The 18,856-nt window shown below is 68.8% G+C and carries 18 protein-coding genes; 12 read left to right on the forward strand and 6 right to left on the reverse strand.

Annotated features, from left to right (window positions below; all coding sequences use genetic code 11):
- Window positions 1-118 precede the first annotated feature (118 nt).
- Window positions 119-1,465: a glucoamylase family protein gene (locus SNE35_RS12550; protein WP_320423253.1), complete on the forward strand. Its 1,347-nt coding sequence runs from the start codon at window positions 119-121 to the stop codon at window positions 1,463-1,465.
- Between the two features lie 15 nt (window positions 1,466-1,480).
- Here SNE35_RS12550 and SNE35_RS12555 read toward each other — a convergent pair whose 3' ends face one another.
- The gene (locus SNE35_RS12555; RefSeq protein WP_320423254.1) at window positions 1,481-2,254 is read right to left on the reverse strand and encodes a PRC-barrel domain-containing protein; all 774 of its coding nucleotides are present in this window, start codon (window positions 2,252-2,254) and stop codon (window positions 1,481-1,483) included.
- Window positions 2,255-2,431: 177 nt separating this feature from the next.
- On the opposite strand from SNE35_RS12555, the gene SNE35_RS12560 reads away from it, so the two are divergent.
- The gene (locus tag SNE35_RS12560) at window positions 2,432-2,665 is read left to right on the forward strand and encodes a hypothetical protein (protein WP_320423255.1); all 234 of its coding nucleotides are present in this window, start codon (window positions 2,432-2,434) and stop codon (window positions 2,663-2,665) included.
- On the opposite strand, the gene SNE35_RS12565 is transcribed toward SNE35_RS12560, so the two are convergent.
- Window positions 2,658-3,962 (reverse strand): NRAMP family divalent metal transporter, encoded by a 1,305-nt coding sequence (locus SNE35_RS12565; RefSeq protein ID WP_320423256.1) that lies wholly within the window; start codon window positions 3,960-3,962, stop codon window positions 2,658-2,660. The genes SNE35_RS12560 and SNE35_RS12565 overlap by 8 nt on opposite strands.
- A gap of 183 nt (window positions 3,963-4,145) precedes the next feature.
- Here SNE35_RS12565 and SNE35_RS12570 point away from each other — a divergent pair, with 183 nt between their 5' ends.
- The 3 genes from SNE35_RS12570 to SNE35_RS12580 all read left to right on the forward strand — a co-directional run bounded on the left by SNE35_RS12570 (window position 4,146) and on the right by SNE35_RS12580 (window position 6,086).
- On the forward strand, window positions 4,146-4,328 hold the full coding sequence (locus tag SNE35_RS12570) for a CsbD family protein (RefSeq protein WP_320423257.1): 183 nt from the start codon (window positions 4,146-4,148) through the stop codon (window positions 4,326-4,328).
- A 70-nt stretch (window positions 4,329-4,398) separates the two neighbouring features.
- Window positions 4,399-5,529 carry a zinc-binding metallopeptidase family protein gene (locus SNE35_RS12575; protein WP_320423258.1) on the forward strand — a complete coding sequence of 377 codons (1,131 nt, stop codon included), beginning with the start codon at window positions 4,399-4,401 and terminating at the stop codon, window positions 5,527-5,529.
- Complete coding sequence (locus tag SNE35_RS12580) at window positions 5,526-6,086, forward strand: NADPH-dependent FMN reductase (RefSeq protein WP_320423259.1); 561 nt, start codon at window positions 5,526-5,528, stop codon at window positions 6,084-6,086. The genes SNE35_RS12575 and SNE35_RS12580 overlap by 4 nt, the downstream gene beginning before the upstream one ends.
- Before the next feature lie 96 nt (window positions 6,087-6,182).
- On the opposite strand, the gene SNE35_RS12585 is transcribed toward SNE35_RS12580, so the two are convergent.
- Window positions 6,183-6,644 carry a PRC-barrel domain-containing protein gene (locus SNE35_RS12585; protein WP_320423260.1) on the reverse strand — a complete coding sequence of 154 codons (462 nt, stop codon included), beginning with the start codon at window positions 6,642-6,644 and terminating at the stop codon, window positions 6,183-6,185.
- Window positions 6,645-6,755: 111 nt separating this feature from the next.
- Here SNE35_RS12585 and SNE35_RS12590 point away from each other — a divergent pair, with 111 nt between their 5' ends.
- Both SNE35_RS12590 and SNE35_RS12595 read left to right on the forward strand, forming a co-directional pair.
- Window positions 6,756-6,926, forward strand: a complete 171-nt coding sequence (locus SNE35_RS12590) for a hypothetical protein (protein WP_320423261.1) — start codon at window positions 6,756-6,758, stop codon at window positions 6,924-6,926.
- 158 nt (window positions 6,927-7,084) lie between these two features.
- A complete protein-coding gene (locus tag SNE35_RS12595; RefSeq protein WP_320423262.1) occupies window positions 7,085-8,110 on the forward strand; it encodes a GGDEF domain-containing protein in 1,026 nt (341 codons plus the stop codon).
- On the opposite strand, the gene rpoN is transcribed toward SNE35_RS12595, so the two are convergent.
- Window positions 8,107-9,552, reverse strand: a complete 1,446-nt coding sequence (gene rpoN, locus SNE35_RS12600; protein WP_320423263.1) for an RNA polymerase factor sigma-54 — start codon at window positions 9,550-9,552, stop codon at window positions 8,107-8,109. The genes SNE35_RS12595 and rpoN overlap by 4 nt on opposite strands.
- Window positions 9,553-9,859: 307 nt before the next feature.
- On the opposite strand from rpoN, the gene SNE35_RS12605 reads away from it, so the two are divergent.
- From SNE35_RS12605 to SNE35_RS12615, 3 genes are all read left to right on the forward strand, one after another.
- A complete protein-coding gene (locus SNE35_RS12605) occupies window positions 9,860-11,098 on the forward strand; it encodes a phospholipase D-like domain-containing protein (RefSeq protein ID WP_320423264.1) in 1,239 nt (412 codons plus the stop codon).
- Window positions 11,095-12,390: a cation:proton antiporter domain-containing protein gene (locus SNE35_RS12610; RefSeq protein ID WP_320423265.1), complete on the forward strand. Its 1,296-nt coding sequence runs from the start codon at window positions 11,095-11,097 to the stop codon at window positions 12,388-12,390. Before SNE35_RS12605 ends, SNE35_RS12610 begins: the two co-directional genes overlap by 4 nt.
- A 102-nt stretch (window positions 12,391-12,492) precedes the next feature.
- Window positions 12,493-15,009: a hybrid sensor histidine kinase/response regulator gene (locus SNE35_RS12615; RefSeq protein WP_320423266.1), complete on the forward strand. Its 2,517-nt coding sequence runs from the start codon at window positions 12,493-12,495 to the stop codon at window positions 15,007-15,009.
- Window positions 15,010-15,044: 35 nt separating this feature from the next.
- Here SNE35_RS12615 and SNE35_RS12620 read toward each other — a convergent pair whose 3' ends face one another.
- Entirely contained in the window at window positions 15,045-15,338 is a 294-nt protein-coding gene (locus tag SNE35_RS12620) for a GlsB/YeaQ/YmgE family stress response membrane protein (RefSeq protein WP_320423267.1), read from the reverse strand.
- A gap of 98 nt (window positions 15,339-15,436) precedes the next feature.
- Here SNE35_RS12620 and SNE35_RS12625 point away from each other — a divergent pair, with 98 nt between their 5' ends.
- A complete protein-coding gene (locus tag SNE35_RS12625) occupies window positions 15,437-16,876 on the forward strand; it encodes a sigma-54-dependent transcriptional regulator (protein WP_320423268.1) in 1,440 nt (479 codons plus the stop codon).
- Between the two features lie 4 nt (window positions 16,877-16,880).
- On the opposite strand, the gene SNE35_RS12630 is transcribed toward SNE35_RS12625, so the two are convergent.
- On the reverse strand, window positions 16,881-17,741 hold the full coding sequence (locus tag SNE35_RS12630) for an AraC family transcriptional regulator (protein WP_320423269.1): 861 nt from the start codon (window positions 17,739-17,741) through the stop codon (window positions 16,881-16,883).
- Window positions 17,742-17,841: 100 nt separating this feature from the next.
- On the opposite strand from SNE35_RS12630, the gene SNE35_RS12635 reads away from it, so the two are divergent.
- Window positions 17,842-18,855, forward strand: a complete 1,014-nt coding sequence (locus tag SNE35_RS12635) for an alpha/beta hydrolase (protein ID WP_320423270.1) — start codon at window positions 17,842-17,844, stop codon at window positions 18,853-18,855.
- The last annotated feature ends 1 nt before the right edge of the window (window position 18,856 follow it).

An 18,856-nucleotide genomic window follows, 5' to 3' on the forward strand; every position in this document is an offset into this window, starting at 1 on the left:
GGATGCGGCAACCTGCATGCCCACGTCGGGGGAATGTTGCACCTCGCAAAGCAGGCGCAGTCCTACAGAGCGACGCGCGGCAGCTCGCGATCATCTCGGGCAAATATCGGGGACCCGCATGGCCATCGACGAACTGCCTCCCGTGGCATCGCTGCCGCACGAGCCTGATCGCCTCGGCGATTCGCTGAACGCACGCACGCTGCGTCGGCTCCAGATGAACTCGTTCAACTACTTCATCGAGGAGACCAACCCCGAGAACGGCCTGGTGCTGGATAAGACCGCGGACGACTGGCCCGCCAGCATCGCCGCGATGGGCATGGCGCTGACGGTCTGGCTGGTCGGCGCGCGCCGCCACTTCATCACCCGCGAGGAAGCGCTGCAGCGCAGCCTGACGATGCTGCGCTTCCTGGCCGCCAGCGAACAGGGCGAAGGCGAATCCGCCACCGGCTACCGCGGCTTCTACTACCACTTCCTCGACCTGAAGACCGGCGCGCGCGCCTGGCGCTGCGAGCTGTCCAGCGTGGACACGGCGCTGCTGATCGCCGGCGCGCTGGCCGCTTTCGAATACTTCGATCGGCCGCTGCCCGACGAGATCGAGCTGCGCCGGCTCGCAAGGCAGCTCTACGAGCGCGTCGACTGGGAATGGATGCTCGACGGCGGCACCACCTTGCGCCACGGCTGGAAGCCGGAGACAGGGTTCCTGCCCTACCGCTGGGAAGGCTACGACGAGGCGCTGATCCTGTACCTGCTGGCCCTGGGCTCGCCCACGCACCCGATCCCGCCCGAGTGCTACCCGGCCTGGGCCACCACCTACGAGTGGAAGACGATCTACGGCATCGAGCACCTGTACGCCGGCCCGCTGTTCATCCACCAGATGTCGCACATCTGGTGCGACTTCCGCGGCATCCGCGATGCCTTCATGCGCGAGCACGACTGCGACTACTTCGAGAACAGCCGCCGCGCGACCCTGGTGCAGCAGCAGTACGCGATCCGCAACCCGCAGGGCTTCCGCCATCTGGACGAGATGAACTGGGGCATCACCGCCAGCGACGGCCCCGGCAACGTCACGAAGAAGATCGACGGCATCGAGCGCACCTTCTACGACTACATCGCCCGCGGCGCGCCCTACGGCCCGGACGACGGCACGATCGCGCCCTGGGCGGTGGCGGCCTCCCTGCCCTTCGCGCCGGAGATCGTCGCACCGACGATCTCCGCCATGACCCACCTGCACCTGTCGGTGCCCAACCCCTACGGTTTCAAGGCCTCGTTCAATCCGGTGTTCCACGGCGAGCGCGACGACCCGGTCGGCTGGGTCTCGCCCTTCCATTTCGGCATCAACGAAGGGCCGACGGTGCTGATGATCGAGAACTACCGCAGCGGGATGATCTGGCAGTTGATGCGGCATTGCGCCCCGCTGCGCGCGGGGCTCAATGCCGCCGGCTTCTCCGGCGGCTGGCTGGACTGAACGCCAAGACCGCGCTCAGGGCTCGTGCTCGTCCCAATAGCCGGGTTGGCCGTACGAGGCATACAGACGCCGCTCGTAGTCGCGGTCGACCACCATGCTCTCGTCGAACTCCGGGCTGGCCTTGACCTGCTCGCGGGTCAGGTTCACCGACACGCTGCCCTCGGTCCAGCTGATCTCGCGGATCCAGCCCGGTGCGATCAACACCTTCTTGCCGCCCGGCCACCAGTTGCGCGTGTCCACCACCAGGTAGCGGATCAGCCAGGATTCGTCGTCGAAGACGAAGTCCTTCACATGGCCGATGCTGCCGTCGGTGGCCTGGATGTCGTAGCCGTCAACGTGGGCGGAGCTGCGCAGGTGAACGTCCTCCGGCGGTATCTCCACCGGCGGCGCCAGTTGCCCCGCCACCGGCACGACCGGCATCAGCGGCAGGAAGGGATAGCCGCCCATCGCCCACAGGTCCGCACCGTCCCAGTAGTCGGGGTAGGCGTAGTAGCCGAGGTATTCGCGCTCCAGGCGGCGCGAGATCGGCTGGTGGGTGTCGATGTCGGGGCTGTTCTTGACCTGCTCGCGGGTGAGGCTCACGTGCAGCGCCTCGCCCGTCTCCACCGGATGCCGCACCGAATACGGCGAGATCAGCACCTTGCGCTCGGCCAGCCAGGAACCGGTGTCGACCACCAGGTAGCGGATCACCCATTTCTGGTCGTCGAAGTAGGCCTCACTGACCTTGCCGATGTCGCCGTCGAGAGCGTTGATCGCAGTGCCGCGGATGCGGCTGACACTGTTCAGCATGATGGCTTCTCCTGAGTTCGTGTTACATCCAGTGTGGTGCCGGTGCTTTGCCGGCCCTGTAGGACGAGCGAGCGAATGAGCGTCGGCATCGGATTGCCATCGGTCAATCTTGCGCTGGTCGCACGGCACACCGTTTGCCCGCCTTGGCACCGTCACTTTCTCCCTTGAGGATCGATGATGGGTCAGAGGCTCCACCAAGGCGTGAACCACACGCTGTTCCGCGGCATCGCGGCCGAGGACATGGACGACGACGATTCGCTGTTCATCAGTGAATTGCGCGACGAGCAGAACGAGCAGCGCCGCCGCCGCAATGCCGGCAAGGCAGCCTGGCTGCGGCATCACGATCCGGACGACTCGCTGCCGCAGCGCGCGCACCATCACGGTGAGCCGCGCCGCAGTTCGCTCAAATAGCCGTCATCGAAAGCGCCAGCATCGCGAGCGTGGCGGCGGCCATCACGGCCGTCGCGCCCCAGCCAAGCCGGCGCCAGCGGGGCGACAAGGTCAGCTTGCCCATCACGCGCGCATCGCCAGCGGCGAGCATCACCGCGGCCATGACCGGCACCGAGATCACGGCGTTGATCACGGCCGACCAGAACAGCGCGCTGATCGGGTTCCAGCCGGCGCTGCCGATCAGAGCGCCCACGACCATCGCCGCGGCGATCACGCCGTAGAACGCCCGTGCGCGCTTCAGCGGGCGGTCCAGCCCGGCGCGCCAGCCGAACAGATCGGCCATCGCGTAGGCGGCCGAGCCGGCCAGCACCGGCAGGGCCAGCATGCCCGTGCCGATGATGCCCAGCGCGAACAGCGCGAAGGCGGCCTCGCCCGCGATCGGCTTCAGCGCGCTGGCGGCCTGCACGCTGCTGTCGATGTAGGTGATGCCCTGCGCATGCAGGGTCGCCGCGCTTGCCACGATCATGAAGAAGGCGGTGCCGTTCGAGAAGGCCATGCCTACCCAGGTGTCCAGCTTCATCCGCCGGGTCTGCTCGCGCACCTGCGCCGGCGCGTCGCACAGCGCCCTGTCGGCCGGCACGCGGGCGATCTCCTCCACCTCCTGCGAGGCCTGCCAGAAGAACAGGTAGGGGCTGATCGTCGTGCCGAGGATGGCGACGACGGTGGTGAGCCCGTCCTTGCCGTCGATGTGGGGCGTTACGGCGCCGCGCAAGGCCTGGCCCCAATCCACGTGCACGGCGAAGGCGAGACCCACGTAAGCCAGCAGCGGCAAGGTCAGCCACTTCAGCACGTTCACGTAGCGCCGGTACGGCAGCCACACCTGCAGCAGCAGCGACAGCGCACCGAAAGCCACCACGAACAGCACCGTGCCCGCATGGCTGGACGCGCCGCGCAGCAGCAAGGTGGCGGCGTCGCCCATCGCGTTCAGGTCGGCGCCGAGATTGATCACGTTGGCCAGCAGGAGCAGGCCGACGAGCCCGCGCACCAGCCAGCCGGGGCAGATCAGCGCGAAGTTGCTCGCCAGGCCCTTGCCGGTGACTCTGCCGATGCGCGCGCTCGCGAGCTGGATGCCCACCATCAGCGGGAATGTCAGCAGCAGGGTCCAGCAGGTGCCGTAGCCGAACTGCGCACCGGCCTGCGAATAGGTGGCGATGCCGCTCGGGTCGTCATCCGCCGCGCCGGTGATCAGGCCCGGACCGAGCTTGCGCCACCAGCGTTGCTGTACCTCGGATGCGGACTCGGCGGGGATCGTCGACATGCACTGATTCTGGGCAGCGCGGCCACGCAAGCGTGTGGGCCCGGCGCGCGAAGCGGCGTAGGACGCGAACGGTAAGGCGACGGGTAGGACGATGCCCACGTTCATGCCCGGCTGCGTCCCGCAGTCAAGACGATCGATGCGGCTTACGCTGGATACGTCTTCCAATTTCGAAGGAGTTCGATCATGAACAAGGACCAGATCAAGGGCGCCGCCAAGGACGCCGCGGGCAAGCTGCAGCAGAAGGCCGGCGAGGTCGTGGGCAGCACCAGCCAGCAGGCCAAGGGCCTGGAGAAGCAGGTCGAAGGCAAGGTCCAGAAGAGCTACGGTGATGCGCGCGAAGCCGCCAAGGACATTCAGCGCCGCTAAGCCTGCCCCCTGAACCCGAGAGCCCCATCCGTGCCAGGATGGGGCTTTCTCACGTCTGGAAGGTCACCCGATGCGGATGATGCATTGCGGCCGCTGCGGCGCCCGCGTCTTCTTCGACAACACCGCCTGCGAGCGCTGTGGCGCGCGGCTCGGCTTCGTGCCGGCCGAGATGACCCTGATCGCCTTCGACGAAGGCTGGCAGCGCCTCGGCCCCGCGGGCCCGGCGCAGAAGCCCTGCTGCAACTACGACGACCCGGTCCTGCCCGTCTGCAACTGGATGCTGCCCGCCGATTCCGGCGAGGAGCTGTGCCTGAGCTGCCGCACGACCGCCGTGATCCCGGCGCTGGACAAACCCGAGAACCGCCTGGCCTGGGCCCGCATCGAGCAGGCCAAGCGCCGGCTGTTCCACGGCCTGCTGAGCCTGCGCCTGCCCGTGCCCAACAAGCAGGACGATGCCGAGGCCGGCCTGTCCTTCGAATTCCTGGAGGCACTGACGCCGACCGAGTCGGTGCTCACCGGCCACGCACAGGGCACGATCACGCTGAACATCGCCGAGGCCGACGACGCGCAGCGCGAACAGGCGCGCACGAGCCTCGGCGAGCCCTACCGCACGCTGCTGGGCCACTTCCGGCACGAGGTGGGCCACTACTACTGGGACCGGCTGGTGCGCGGCAGCCGGCGCTGGCTCGGCGAGTTCCGGCAGCTGTTCGGCAACGAGCGCGCGGACTACGCCCAGGCGCTGCAGCGCCACTACGCCGCGCCGGCCGCCGACTGGTCACAGCGCCATGTCAGCGCCTACGCCAGTTCCCACCCCTGGGAGGACTGGGCCGAGTGCTTCGCCCACTACCTGCACATGCAGGACGCGCTGGAGACCGCCGCCGGCTGGGGCCTGTCCATGGCCGACGCGCTGCCAGCACCCTGCTCCCCGGTGGCGCCGCGGCCGCTGGACCTGAAGGCGCCGCTGGCACCGCAGTTGATCGAGCAGTGGCTGCCGCTGTCGCAGTTCGTCAACGCGATGGATCGCTGCCTCGGCACCCGCGACAGCTACCCCTTTGTGCTGCCGACGCCGGTCGTCGCCAAGCTGGACTTCATCCATCGCCTGGTGGCCTCGCAGACGCGCCGGCGGCGCGGCATACTGGCCCGGCCCCAAGCTTCACCATTACCTTTACCTTCCGCACCAACCCAAGGAACTTCCGCATGAGCAACAGCAATCTCCAGATCGCCGTCGTCGTCGGCAGCCTGCGCCGCGATTCGATGAATCGCAAGCTGGCGAACGCACTGCAGAAGCTGGCACCGGCCGGCGTCACCTTCAAGCACCTGGATATCGGCGCCCTGCCCCTCTACAACCAGGACGACGACGCCAACCAGGCGCCTGCCGTGCAGCAGATGAAGGCCGACATCGCCGCCTCGAACGGCGTGATGTTCGTGACGCCCGAGTACAACCGGTCGGTGCCCGGCGTGCTGAAGAACGCGCTGGACAACTGCTCGCGCCCCTACGGCCAGAGCGCATGGTCCGGCAAGCCGGCCGGCATCCTGGGCGTGTCGCCCGGCGCGATGGGCGCGGCGCTGTCGCAGGCCCACCTGCGGCCGATCCTCGCCTACCTGGACATGCCCACCCTGGGCCAGCCCGAGGCCTTCATCCAGTGGAAGGACGGCCTGATCGACGCCAACGGCGAGATCGGCGAAGCCAGCCGCAAGTTCCTGCAAGGCTGGATGGACAAGTTCATCTCCTGGGTGAAGACGCACCAGGCAGGTTGAGCCTGCGGTGTTGGAGTTCGCTGCGCTTACTCCAACCTACGATCCTCTTCCTAGCCGTAGGTTGGAGTGAGCAACGCGAACTCCAACACTCTCCCGTCACTTTTCCCAATACGGATCAACGCCGTAGTAGTGGTGCACGTCCTCGTGCCAGCTGCGGTCCGCCAGGCTCGGCCAATGCGACTTGTCGAAGCCTGGCGCGTTCTCGAAGCGGTCCTTGCTGGCCTTCAGCACGAAGCATTCGCGGTCCGGGTCCAGCACCAGCGCGTTCCACGGGATCGCGAACAAGCGCTCGCCCAGGCCCAGGAAGCCGCCGCTGCTCATCACGGCATAGGCGATGCGGCCCTGCAACATGTCCAGCATGATCTCGTCGATATGGCCCAGGGTCTCGTCGAGGTGGTTGATGACCCGGTCGCCCTTCAAGGTGCTGGCCGTCAGCAGGCGCGGGCCGGGACCCTTGTTGCCCATCGTCGTCTCGGGATAGCTGGCGATGCGGGCCGGGTCGTCCAGCGTGCTGAGGCTGACGTCGGACGGATAGGTGTTGAGCGTGTTGATCATCATGGTCTTGCTCCTGTGAGGATGCGGATGCGCTCCATCCGGCAATCCCCGTGCCCTTCTCCGTCGGATCGGCACTTCGATTGCCGCCGGACAGCGCCCACTTCAGGAGCTGCCATGAACCCGAAACAGCCGCCCCCGCGCCAGCCGCCACCCCACCCGACGCTGCCGCGCGAAGACAGCACCCGCACGCACGACCCCGATGAGTCGGTGGCCGGCGAGGAAGATCCCGGCAGCGCGGACGAAGAGTTGCGCAAGCCGCACCCGCCGGGCCGTGACATTACGTAACGAGTACCGAGGGTTTTCCAGTATTTCGAGGCTTATAGTCCGGCCCCGCGGGGCGAGCATCATGCAGATGCGAGTAGCAGCAGCTGATGACAAAGAGATAAATGCCTTACACACGTAATTCCAATGGCTTGCCCAGCGTTCTGAAGCAATTGGGCGAGATGACGGCCATCCGTGACACCTATCTCGTCGAACAAAGCCTGCTGAGAACCCTGGGACCGATGCTCGGCGTGGCCGAGACTTGGCTGTACCGCCTGGACAGCGCCGGCAACCTGGTCAGGACCCTGCGCCATTCGCGCCATGTCGAATCGGCGCCCGAGGGCGGCCAGCGGGTCGAGGAGCAGCTCGAGGAGGAGATGGCTCACCCGATGGACATCCCGCCCGAGGTCGAGGCCATCTTCGACAGCGTGCGCATCCTCAACAAGGCCTGCACCGAGAAGCTGGACGACAACCAGCACCTAATCTGCCACCCGATCTACGGCGGCCGCGCCATCTGCGGCTTCTTCCTGCTGCGTCGCGAGCGGGAACTGAGCGGCCCCGAGGTCGCCACCGTGCAGGGCGTGCTGGAGGTCTTCAACAACTTCTACGGCCTGCTCGACACCAGCCAGCGCGACCGGCTCACGGGCCTGTTCAACCGCTATTCGCTGGAACTGAACCTCGACCGGCTCTGGAACCTGCTGCACGCGCGCCGCCAGGTCCCTCGCGGCGACAACGAGCTGCGCCGCGAGCAGGCGGCACCGCAGGTCTACTGGCTGGGCGTGATGGACGTCGATTACTTCAAGACCATCAACGACACGCACGGCCACATGATCGGCGACGAGGTGCTGATCATCATCGGGCGCCTGCTGGAGTCGGCCTTCCGCAGCTCCGACCTGCTCTACCGCTACGGCGGCGAGGAGTTCATCGCGATCATTGCGGCCAGCGATGCCGAGGCCGCCATGCAGACCTTCGAGCGGGCGCGCCGCAAGATCGAGGCCTTCAAGTTCCCGCGCGTGGGCCGCATCACGATCAGCGGCGGCTTCAGCCGGGCCGATCCCTCGGTGCTGCCGCAGGAGGTGATCAACCGGGCGGACCGTGCGCTGTACGAGTCCAAGAACCTGGGCCGCAACCGCTTCTGCGAGTACGAAAAACTCGTGGCCGCCGGCACGATCAAGGCCGTGAACGCCGGCAGCGTGGACCTCTTCTAACTGGCCAGGCTCGCCGCAGCCGCCTTGCGCCGCTGGTCGCAGGGCTCGATGCGCAGCATCTGGCGGTATTTGGTGACCGTGCGACGCGCCACGTCCAGGCCCTGCGCGCGCAGGCGGCGGGCGATCTCCGCATCGGACTGCGCAACGCCGGCCTGCTCCGACTCCAGCATGCGCTGCACCAGGCCGCGGATCGCCGTCGGCGAGCAGGCGCTGCCGTTGCTGTTGACGTGGGCGCGCGAGAAGAAGTGCTTCAGCTCGAACACGCCCGCCGGCGTGGCCATGTACTTGTTGCTCGTCACCCGCGACACGGTGGATTCGTGCATGCCCAGGGCCTCGGCGATCTCGCGCAGGCCCATCGGCTTCATCGCCATCGGACCGTAGTCGAGGAAGTGGGCCTGGCGGTCGACGATGGCCTGGGCCACGCTCTCGATCGTCGAGAAGCGCTGCTCGATGTTGCGCATCGTCCAGCGCGCTTCCTGCAGATGGCTGGACAGCTCGGTGCCGGCCGCGCCGCCCTGCTGCTGCAGCATGTCCGCATAGCCCTTGTTGAGGCTGACCTTGGGCACGACGTTGCCGTTCAGCGTGGCCACCCAGCGACCGCGCTTCTTGCGCACGATCACGTCCGGCGTGATGTAGCGCGTCTGCGCAGCACCATGGCGCCAGCCCGGCCGCGGGTCCATCTGGCGGATCCGGCGCACCGCGGCATCCAGCGCCTCGGAGCTGCAGGCCAGGCGCCGCGCCATGCTGGCCCACTGGTGCTTGGCCAGCGGCTCCAGCTCGGTCTCGATCACGGCGGCGGCCAGCGCGCGCTCGTGCGGGCAGGCGATGTTCACCAGCTGCAGGCCCAGGCACTCCTTCAGGTCGCGCGCGCCGACGCCCAGCGGCTCCAGCGACTGCACACGGCGCAGCGCGATCAGCAGCTCGTCCTCGGTCACGCCGTCGATGCCCTCGCCCGGCGCGAAGATCGACAGCAGCTCCGCCAGCTCCATGCGCAGGTAGCCGTCGTCGTCGAGCGAATCGACGATCGCATGGGCCAGCGCCAGGTCGCGCTGCGACAGGCGCAGCAGCGAGAGCTGGAAGTGCAGGTGCTCGGCCAGGCTGCGGACGTTGGGCACGAAATCCAGGGCGCTGGCGTCGCCGGACTCGTGCTGGCGCGTCGCACGCGCCGGCTCGCCGAGCCAGGGCTCGCGGTCGTCGTCCAGGCCGCCGGAGCCGCCGTCGTCGGCCGACATCGATTCGGCGCTGCCCGCGCTCGGCCCGTCCTCATCCTCGAAATCGAGGAAGGGGTTGCGGCCCTGCAAGGTCTGCAGTTCCTGCGTGAATTCCATGGACGACAGCTGCAGCAGCCGGACGGCGTGCTGCAGGCGGGGCGACAGGGTTTGACGCTGCGAGGCGTCGGCATGAAGGGCCAGTCGGTGGCCCGTGGGGCTGGATGCATTCATGCCGGCCCTTGCCGCAAGCCGCGTGCCGGTTTGGCGCGTCGTGTAGGACGGGAAGAAGTGTGTCCCGTAGGAAGGCCCGGAAACTGGCCACCAAGGCTGCTCGACCGGCCTGGCCGGGTCCGTCGAAATTGGGCGTTATGGACACGAAAAAGTGCCGCGGCGCGTCAGGCTTGCCGCAAGAACTGCTGCGCGGACCGCCTGGCGGGAGCAATCGGCATACCCGGCTCGGCACCGTGTTACAGAGCGGCTTGTCGGACAAGGCCGCACCGCCCGCCGGCCGTGGCGCGCGACTTGCACGACGAGCGGCATGAGCACATCCAAAACCGCCCCATCGCTCGAATGGCTGCAGCACCAGGCCTTGACGCGCAGCCTCAGCCGGCCCGTGCTCGGCGGCAACCGGATCGACCTGCTGCGCGACGGCCCCGAAACCTTCGCCTCGATGTTCGAGGCGGTGGACGGCGCGCGCGATCACATCAACGTCGCCAGCTACATCGTCGAGGACCAGGGCCCCGGCGAGGAACTGCTGACCCGGCTGGTCGCGCAGCGCCGCCGCGGCGTGCGGGTGAACCTCGCCTTCGACAGCGCTGGCTGCTGGGGCACCTCGCGCCGCGTCTTCGAGGCGCTGCGCCGCGACGGCATCAGCCTGCTGGAGCACCACCCGGTCGGCCAGCTGCGGACCTGGCTGAGCCAGGCCCTGCAGCGGCGCAACCATCGCAAGCTGATGATCGTCGACGGCCGCACCGGCTTCATCGGCGGGCTCAACATCAGCGGCGTCTACTCGGGCTCCTCGCCGCTGACGAAGCACAAGAGCGCTCATGTCGACGTCGGCGCCGACGCCGATGCCTTCGCCCAGGCCGACTGGCGTGACACGCATGTGCGCGTGCGCGGCCCGATCGTCAACGAGCTGCAGCAGCTCTTCATCGACCAGTGGAAGCAGCACACCGGCCGCGCGCCGGCCGGCGAAGCGCACTACTTCCCGATTCCACACGCCGCCGGCGCGCAGCGCGCGGGCCTCGCGGCGGCCGAGTGCGGGCCCGGCCACAACGATTTCTACCGGGCGCTGCTGGCCGCCGTGAACGCGGCACGCAGCAAGGTCTACATCACCACCGCCTATTTTGTGCCGCCGCGCCGCCTGATGCGCGCGCTGACAGAGTCGGCGCGCCGCGGCGTGGACGTGCAGCTCGTGCTGCCCGGCCGCAGCGACTTCTGGGCACCGATCCATGCCGGACGCTGGCACTTCGGCACCCTGCTGCGCGCCGGCGTGCGCATCCATGAGCGCCATGACCGGCTGCTGCACGCCAAGACGGCCGTGATCGACGGTGTGTGGGCCACGGTCGGTTCCAGCAACCTCGACTGGCGCAGCCTCGTGCACAACGCCGAGGCCAACGTCGTCGTGCTCGACCGCGACTTCGCACAACAGATGGAAGCGATGTTCCGCCAGGACGTGGCCCAGTGCCGCGAGGTGCTGCTGCAGCGCTGGCTCGGACGCGGGGGGCTCGACCGCATGAAGGAATGGACCGCGCGTCGTTTCGAGTTCCTGCTGTGACCCTGTCCGAACTCGCCGACGGCCCTGCGCTGACCGCCGGCGTGCTGCTGATCGGCGGCGTGCTCGTGACCATGGCGCTGGCCGAGCCGCTGGTGAAGCGGCTGCCTTTGTCGCCGGCGCTGGTGTACCTGCTGTGCGGCTGGATCGCCGGCTCGCTCGCCACGCCGCCGCTGCCGGACCTGATGAACCTGCATCAGCAGGGCCAGGTGAGCCTTCTGAGCATGCTCAGCGAGAGCGCGGTGCTGCTGTCGTTGTTCGCGATCGGCATGAAGATCCGCATCGCCGCGAGCTGGGCCGCCTGGCGCGTGCCGGTGCTGCTGGCCAGCGCCGGTGTGCTGTGGTCGGCGGCATTGGCGACGCTCGTCGCCTGGCTGCTGCTGCCGCTCTCCTGGCCGCTGGCCTTCCTGCTGGCGGCGATGCTGGCGCCGACCGACCCGGTGCTGGCTTCGGACGTGCAGGTGCACGGCGAGCATGACCGCGACGGCGTACGCGTCTCGCTCAGCGCCGAGGGTGCGCTGAACGACGCCACCGCCTATCCGGTCGTGATGCTGGCGCTGGGCCTGCTGGGCCTGCACGAACTGGGCGACGAGCCCTTCGCCGGCGCGCGCTGGCTGCTCGTCGACCTGCTGTGGTCGGTCAGCGCCGGCGCGTTGCTGGGCATCGCCTGCGGCCGGGGCCTGGGCTGGGCGATGCAGCGCAAGCTCGCGGCCGGCTCGGTGCGCGACTGGGACGAGCTGCTCTACATCGGCGCGATCGGCCTGACCTACGCCCTGGCGATGCTGGCCGAGGCCTCGCCCTTCATGGCGGTGTTCCTGGCCGGCGCCACCTTGATGCGCCAGCATCCCGCCACCCGGCCCGAGGGCGAGGCGCAGGAATACGGCCAGCAGTTGCAGGCCTTCGGTGCGCGTTGCGAGCGGCTGGTGGAGGTGCTGATGGTGCTGCTGATCGGCGCCGCTCTGGTGCATGTGAGCTGGAGCGCGGCGGTGCTGCTGTTCGCGCTGCTGATGATCGTCGCGGTGCGGCCGCTGAGCGTGCTGCTGAGCCTGCCCCGGGCCCAGTTGCCGCGGATCCAGCACGGGCTGATCGCCTGGTTCGGCATTCGCGGCGTCGGCTCAATGTTCTATCTGGCGCTGGCGCTGGACCACGGCATCAAGGGTGCCGCGGCTCAGTCGCTGGTCTCGGCCTGTCTGGCCTGCATCGCCTTGTCCATCGCGTTACATGGCATTTCCGCAACGCCATTAATGAATGCTTACCAAAAAAGGCGCAGTGCCCGCCGGAGGCCTGTGGGATGAGCAAACGCTGGCGTTTCGGGCCTCTGCGCCCCGGCGAGGGGCAAGCGATGAGGCGCAGTCCTACACGGGGAGAACCCTCGGACTGCTAGCCTCTCAAGCAGCATGAAGCCGCCCCTTGCCTCGCTGTTACGAGTCCCTTCGCTGGTGTCGCTGCAGACCTACCTGTCCGCCGTGATGCTGGTGGCGACCGTACCGCTGGCGCTGCTGGTGGCCTATCACGTGTTCAACACGCTGCAGAGCCAGCATCAGCGCATGCGGGGCGAGTTGCAGCACACCGCGGACCTGCTCAGCGCCACCTTGGCGAACGAGCGCAATGACGCGGCCGGCCTGCAGGCCCTGCTGGCGCGCAATGCACCGGCCGGGGGCGCGATCACCGTGAGCGATGCCGGTGGGCAGCTGCTGGCCCGCGCCGGCTCGCAGGTGGATGAGGACAGCTACACCGCCGCCGGCACCGTGCCCGGCAAGGGCTGGCAGGTCGGCGTCACCTTGCCGCGGGCGCAGATCGACGAGGTCGAGCGCCGCATGCTGCTGGCCGCGCTGGCCACGATCACCGCCTGCCTGCTGCTGGGCCTCGCGCTGGCGACGCTGGCGGCACGCCGCGTCACCGATCCGCTGCGCGAACTGGCCACCCAGGGCCCGGGCGGCGCGATGGCGCAGCCCGACAAGGTGACCGAGATCGCCGGCCTGCGCGAGGCCCTGGCCCGCGCCCAGGCCGAGCTGCAGCGCAAGGCGGCCGAGTTCGAGATGCTGTTTGCCAGCACGCCGATCGGCCTGGCCTTTCTGCGCGGTGGCGAAACGATGCACAACGCGGCCATGGACCGGCTGATCGGCACGCCCGCGGACGCTGCCGCGGGCAAGCTCTGGCAGGCCGGCGCGCAGCCGGCGGAACTGGCGCTGCGCCTGCCGGACGGCGGCGTGCGCCACCTGCTGGTGCAGGCAGTGCCGCTGGAAGGTCACGTGGACGGCCCCGCCGCGCTGGCCAGCGCCGTGGACATCACCGAACGCAAGCAGGCCGAGCAACGAATGCAGGAGACCGACCGGCAGCTGCAGGAGACCCAGCGCCTGATCGACCTGGCGCAGGAGGCTGGCGAGGTCGGCTTCTTCCACATCGACGAGCGCGGCGCCGGCTGGACGCCAGGCCTGTCGCGCCTGTTCGGCTTCGACGGCAGCGTGCCGCCCGCGCTGCAGCTGGCCGAACTGCTGGAGCGCGTGCATGAGGACGATCGCGATGCCGTGGAGCAAGGCCTGCGCGACATGGCCGCCGGGCTGCGAGAGCGCGGTACGCTCGAATACCGAGTTACCTTGACTGACAGCAACGGCCCGGCCGGCGAGCCGCCCGCCACCCGCTGGCTGTCCAGCCGCGTGCAGATGGGCTTCGGGCCGGGCGGCCGGCCGCTGCGCCTGATCGGCGCCACCTTGAACGTCAACGAGCAGAAGGCGCTGGAACTGGAGCGCCTGGCGCTGGCGCAAATGGAGCGGCGCGCGCGCATCGAGGCCGAGGACGCGAACCGCGCCAAGGACGAATTCCTCGCGATGCTGGGGCACGAGTTGCGCAACCCGCTCGGCGCCATCGCCTCCGCTTCCGAGGTGCTGGCCCAGCTGGGCAGCGCGCCACCGGCCAAGGCCGCCGCGCTGGGCGAGAGCGCCCGCGCGATCATCGCGCGGCAGACCCGTCAGTTGGCCCGGCTCGTCGACGACCTGCTGGACATCGGCCGCGTGATCTCCGGCAAGGTGACGATGTCGCGGCAGCGCTTCGACATGGCCGCGCTGGTGAACCGTGCGGTCGAGAATTTCCGGCTGACCGGCAGCGCCGATCGCCACGAGCTCGTGCAGCGGCTCGCGCCGGCCTGGATCGAGGCCGACGCGACACGCATCGAGCAGGTCATCAACAACCTGCTCGGCAATGCGCTGAAGTACACGCCCGCGGGCCGGCGCATCGAGCTGCAACTGAACGTCGAGGGCCAGCACCAGGCGGTGCTGCGTGTGATCGACCATGGCGACGGCATTTCGCCACTGCTGCTGCCGCACATCTTCGACCTGTTCGTGCAGGGCGAGCGCCTGCTGGACCGCAGCGCGGGCGGCCTCGGCGTCGGGCTGACCCTGGTGCGCCGGCTGGTGGAGATGCATGCCGGCACGGTGACCGTCGAGAGCTCGCCGCAGGGCAGCATCTTCACCGTGCGGCTGCCGGCGGCGCTGGACCAGCCAGCGGCGGGCACGCCCGACGAGCAGAACGTTCAGTACCACGCATCGGCGCACGGTGTGCCGCCCTGCCGGGTGCTGGTGATCGAAGACAACGAGGATGCCCGCACGACCCTGTGCACGATGCTGGAGCTGGACGGCCACAGCGTCAGCACCGCGGCGGACGGGCGCCAGGGCCTGTCCCTGCTGCTCGGCGAGAAGCCGGACGTGGCGGTGGTGGACATCGGGCTGCCGGGCCTCTCCGGCTTCGAGCTGGCCCGCGAGAGCCGGCGCTCGGGCTATGCCGGGCGGCTGCTGGCCCTCTCGGGCTACGGCAGCGATGCCGACGTGGCGCAGGCGCTGCGACATGGCTTCGATGCCCATCTCGCCAAGCCGGTCGATCCGCAGCGCCTGCGCGACCTGCTGGCGGCACACGGGTGACGACGGCGATGGATGCGCGGACATCGAGCGAACGATCAGCGCAGGTGGCGACGCCTGAACAGGACCGGTATGGCGTTCACCACGATGAGCACCGCCGCCGCGCCGAGCGATGTCACCGCCATCGCGTCGAGGCTCGGCAATGCGCGCAACGCGTCCTCGGGCAAGGCCACCAGTGGGGCGATCCACAGCCCCGCCAGCACGGCACCGAGCACGCCGACGCCGAAGTTCAGCAGCATCGTCGAGCGCCGGCGTACGCGGGCGAGCCGGCTGACCAGCCAGCCCATCAAGGCGCCGACCGCAAGCCAGATCAGGAGATTGAAGACGAGCATCGTTGGCGTGCCTCCGCGTACTGCATGCAGCGGTTTGGCAATCAGCGTGCCCGTCGGCTTCACGAGACCATGAAAGAAGGAAATGAGGAGGACCGGACATGAGCCATGCCCTGATCGTTGACGACGACGTCGACGCCGCCACCATGCTCGCCGCGCTGGTGGCCGCTGAGGGTTTCACCGTCGCCTGTGCGCACACCTTGCGCGATGCCCGAGCCAGCCTGGCGATGCAGCCGCCCGACCTGGTGTTGCTCGACCTGCACCTGCCCGACGGCAACGGCATGAGCCTGTTCGACGAGGGCGGCCTGCTCGCCAACTCGCAGGTGGTGCTGATCACCGGCCAGGCCAGCCTCGACACCAGCATCCAGGCGCTGCGCCTGGGCGTCGTCGATTACCTGATCAAGCCGCTGAAGCAGACACAGCTGCGCGGCATCCTCTCGCGCGTGGTCAAGCCCTCGGTGGCCCGCGCCGAGCTGGACGGCGCGATGGCCGAATGGCAGAAGAGCGGCCGCTTCGGCCACCTGTGGGGCCGCGCGCCGGCCATGGAGCGCATCTACCAGCAGATCGCCCGGGTGGCGGGCACGGCCGTGTCGGTGCTGGTCACCGGCGAGAGCGGCACCGGCAAGGAAGTCGTGGCACGCACGATCCACGACCTCAGCCGCCGCCGCAACAAGCCCTTCCTGGCCGTCAACTGCGGCGCGATCTCGCCCCACCTGATCGAGAGCGAGGTGTTCGGCCACGAGAAGGGAAGCTTCACCGGCGCCGACCGCCAGCACCAGGGATTCTTCGAACGCGCCGCCGGCGGCACGCTGTTCCTGGACGAGATCACCGAGATGCCCGCGGAGCTGCAGGTCAAGCTGCTGCGCGTGCTGGAGACCGGCACCTACATGCGCGTGGGCTCCACCCAGGTGCAGGAGGCGGATGTGCGCATCGTCGCCGCCACCAACCGCGTGCCCGAGCAGGCCGTGACCGACGGCAAGCTGCGCGAGGACCTGCTGTACCGCCTCAATGTGTTCCCGATCGCCCTGCCCCCGCTGCGCGCCCGGCGCGAGGACGTGGCCCTGCTGGCCGAGCAGCTGCTGGTGCCGATCTGCCAGAGCGAAGGCACGACCAAGCGCTTCACGCCCGCCGCGCTCGCCAAGCTGACGGCCTACCGCTGGCCGGGCAATGTGCGCGAGCTGAGGAACGTCGTCCAGCGCAGCTACGTGATGAGCGATGGCGCCCACATCACCGAGGAATGGCTGCCCAGCGACGAACTGCAACTGCCGCCCGATGCCGACGGCGCGGCGCTGTCGCCGGTGCCGACCGCCGAAGCCCGACCCGCGCAGGACTGCGTCACTATTCCGATCGGCAGCACCATGGCCCAGGCCGAACGCCAGCTGATCCTGGCCACCTTCGCCCACTACAAGCAGCAGCGCGAGCGCACGGCCTCCGTCTTGGGCATCAGCCTGAAGACGCTCTACAACCGGCTGCGGGAGTACGCTGAGGACGATCCCGCCGAAGGCAAGCGGACGGTGGAGCTGGGCAGCAGCCTGCAGTGACCTGTCACGCGGCCTGAGCGCTCTGCGCCGGCTCACCGGCGCGGGCGCGCTGCCACTGGCCCGGGCTCGTGCCCGTGTGGGCCCGGAACGCGCGCGACAGCGCCGCCTCGCCGCTGTAGCCCACCGCCGCGGCGATGTGCTTGAGCTTGTGCCCCTCGTCCAGCAGTTCCTGGGCAAGGCCGACGCGCCAGGTCTGCAGGTAGGCGCCGGGTGTCACGCCGACGGTCTCCCGGAAGGCGTTGGCGAACGCTGTCCTTGACATGCCGGCCACCGCGGCCAGTTCCTCCAGCGACCAGTTGCGCTGCGGCTTCTCGTGGATGGAGACGAGCGCGTTGCGCAGGCGGCTGTCCGCCAGGCCCGCCAGCATCCCCGAACGAACCAGGCTGCCTTCCATCAGCGCGCGCAAGACCTGGATCAGCAGAACCTCGAACAGCCGATCCAGCATGGCCTGGCGGCCGCAGTTGTGCGCATCGGCTTCGGCGAACAGCAGCGAGAGCACCGGTTCCACCTCCGGCACGCTGGACAGCGGCAGCTGCATCACGTCCGGCAGCGCGGCCGCGATCGGGTTGGCCGCGCCGCCCTGGAACTCGATGTGCGCGCAGACGAGGTTCGCCCCGCGCTCGGGATCGGTGATGAAGCGCCGCGGCATCGGCCGCGGGTAGAGCAGCAGGCTCGGTTCGCCGACCTTCAGCTTCTTCGGCTTGCAGGGCCCGAGGTGCTCGATCTGCAGCGGCCCCTCGCGCACCACGTGCAGCTGCCCGCGGGGCTCGTCTTCGCCGATGGCGTTGACGCCGCAGAGCCCGCCAGCGCGGAAGGTGCGCGCCGACACGGTGAATCGGTTGAACAGGGCTGCGAGACGGTCCATTGTACGAATTGCTATGTTTTGCGGACTGGAAGATATCACCAGTTCAATCCTGGCGCGCAAAGTTGAGTCTCTCCTCATCCACACCGTCGAAAGGCTCTCCATGAAAACCGCTCGCAACCTGATTGCTTCCGCCGCCGCCACCCTCGCCGTGGGCATCGCCGCCGCTGCCGGCAGTCCCGGCGTGGAACACAACACCCAGGCCTTCCTGGAAGCGCTGGCCAAGTCCGGCGGGCAGCCGTTGGAAACCCTGTCGCCCGCGGACGCCCGCCAGGTGCTGGTTGGCGCGCAGGCCGGCGCCAAGCTGCCTCCCGCCGACGTCAGCGAGAAGACCATCCAGGTCGACGGCAAGCCCGTCAAGCTGAACATCGTCCGCCCGGTCGGTGCCAAGGGTGTGCTGCCGGTGTTCGTCTTCGTCCACGGCGGCGGCTGGATCCTCGGCGACTTCCCGACGCACGAGCGCTTCGTCCGCGACCTGGTGGCCGACTCCGGCGCCGCCGCCGTCTTCGTGAACTACACGCCCTCGCCCGAAGCGCACTATCCGGTGGCGATCAACGAGATCTACGGCGCCACGAAGTGGGTGGCGGAACATGGCAGCGAGATCAACCTCGATGGCAAGCGCCTGGCCGTGGTGGGCAACAGCGTGGGCGGCAATATGGCTGCCGTCACGGCGCTGATGGCCAAGGCCAAGAACGGCCCGGCCATCAAGGCCCAGGTGCTCTTCTGGCCCGTGACCAACGCGAGCTTCGAGAACGCCTCCTACGACGCCTTCGAGGACGGCCACTTCCTGACCCGCCCGATGATGAAGTGGTTCTGGGACGCCTACACCACCGACGCCAAGCAACGCCAGGAGATCTACGCCTCGCCGCTGCTGGCAACGCCCGAGCAGCTGAAGGGCCTGCCGCCGGCCTTGGTCATCACGGCCGAGAAGGACGTGCTACGTGACGAAGGCGAAGCTTACGGCCGCAAGCTGGACGCCGCGGGCGTGCCAACGGTCGTCACCCGCTACGGCGGCATGATCCACGACTTCGGGCTGCTGAACGTCCTCGCCGATGTGCCGGCTACGCGCGCTGCCCTCCACCAGGCGAGCGAGACGCTGAAGGCGAGTTTGAAGTAAC

The organism is Roseateles agri (assembly GCF_034043675.1).
Lineage (GTDB): Bacteria > Pseudomonadota > Gammaproteobacteria > Burkholderiales > Burkholderiaceae_C > KK5.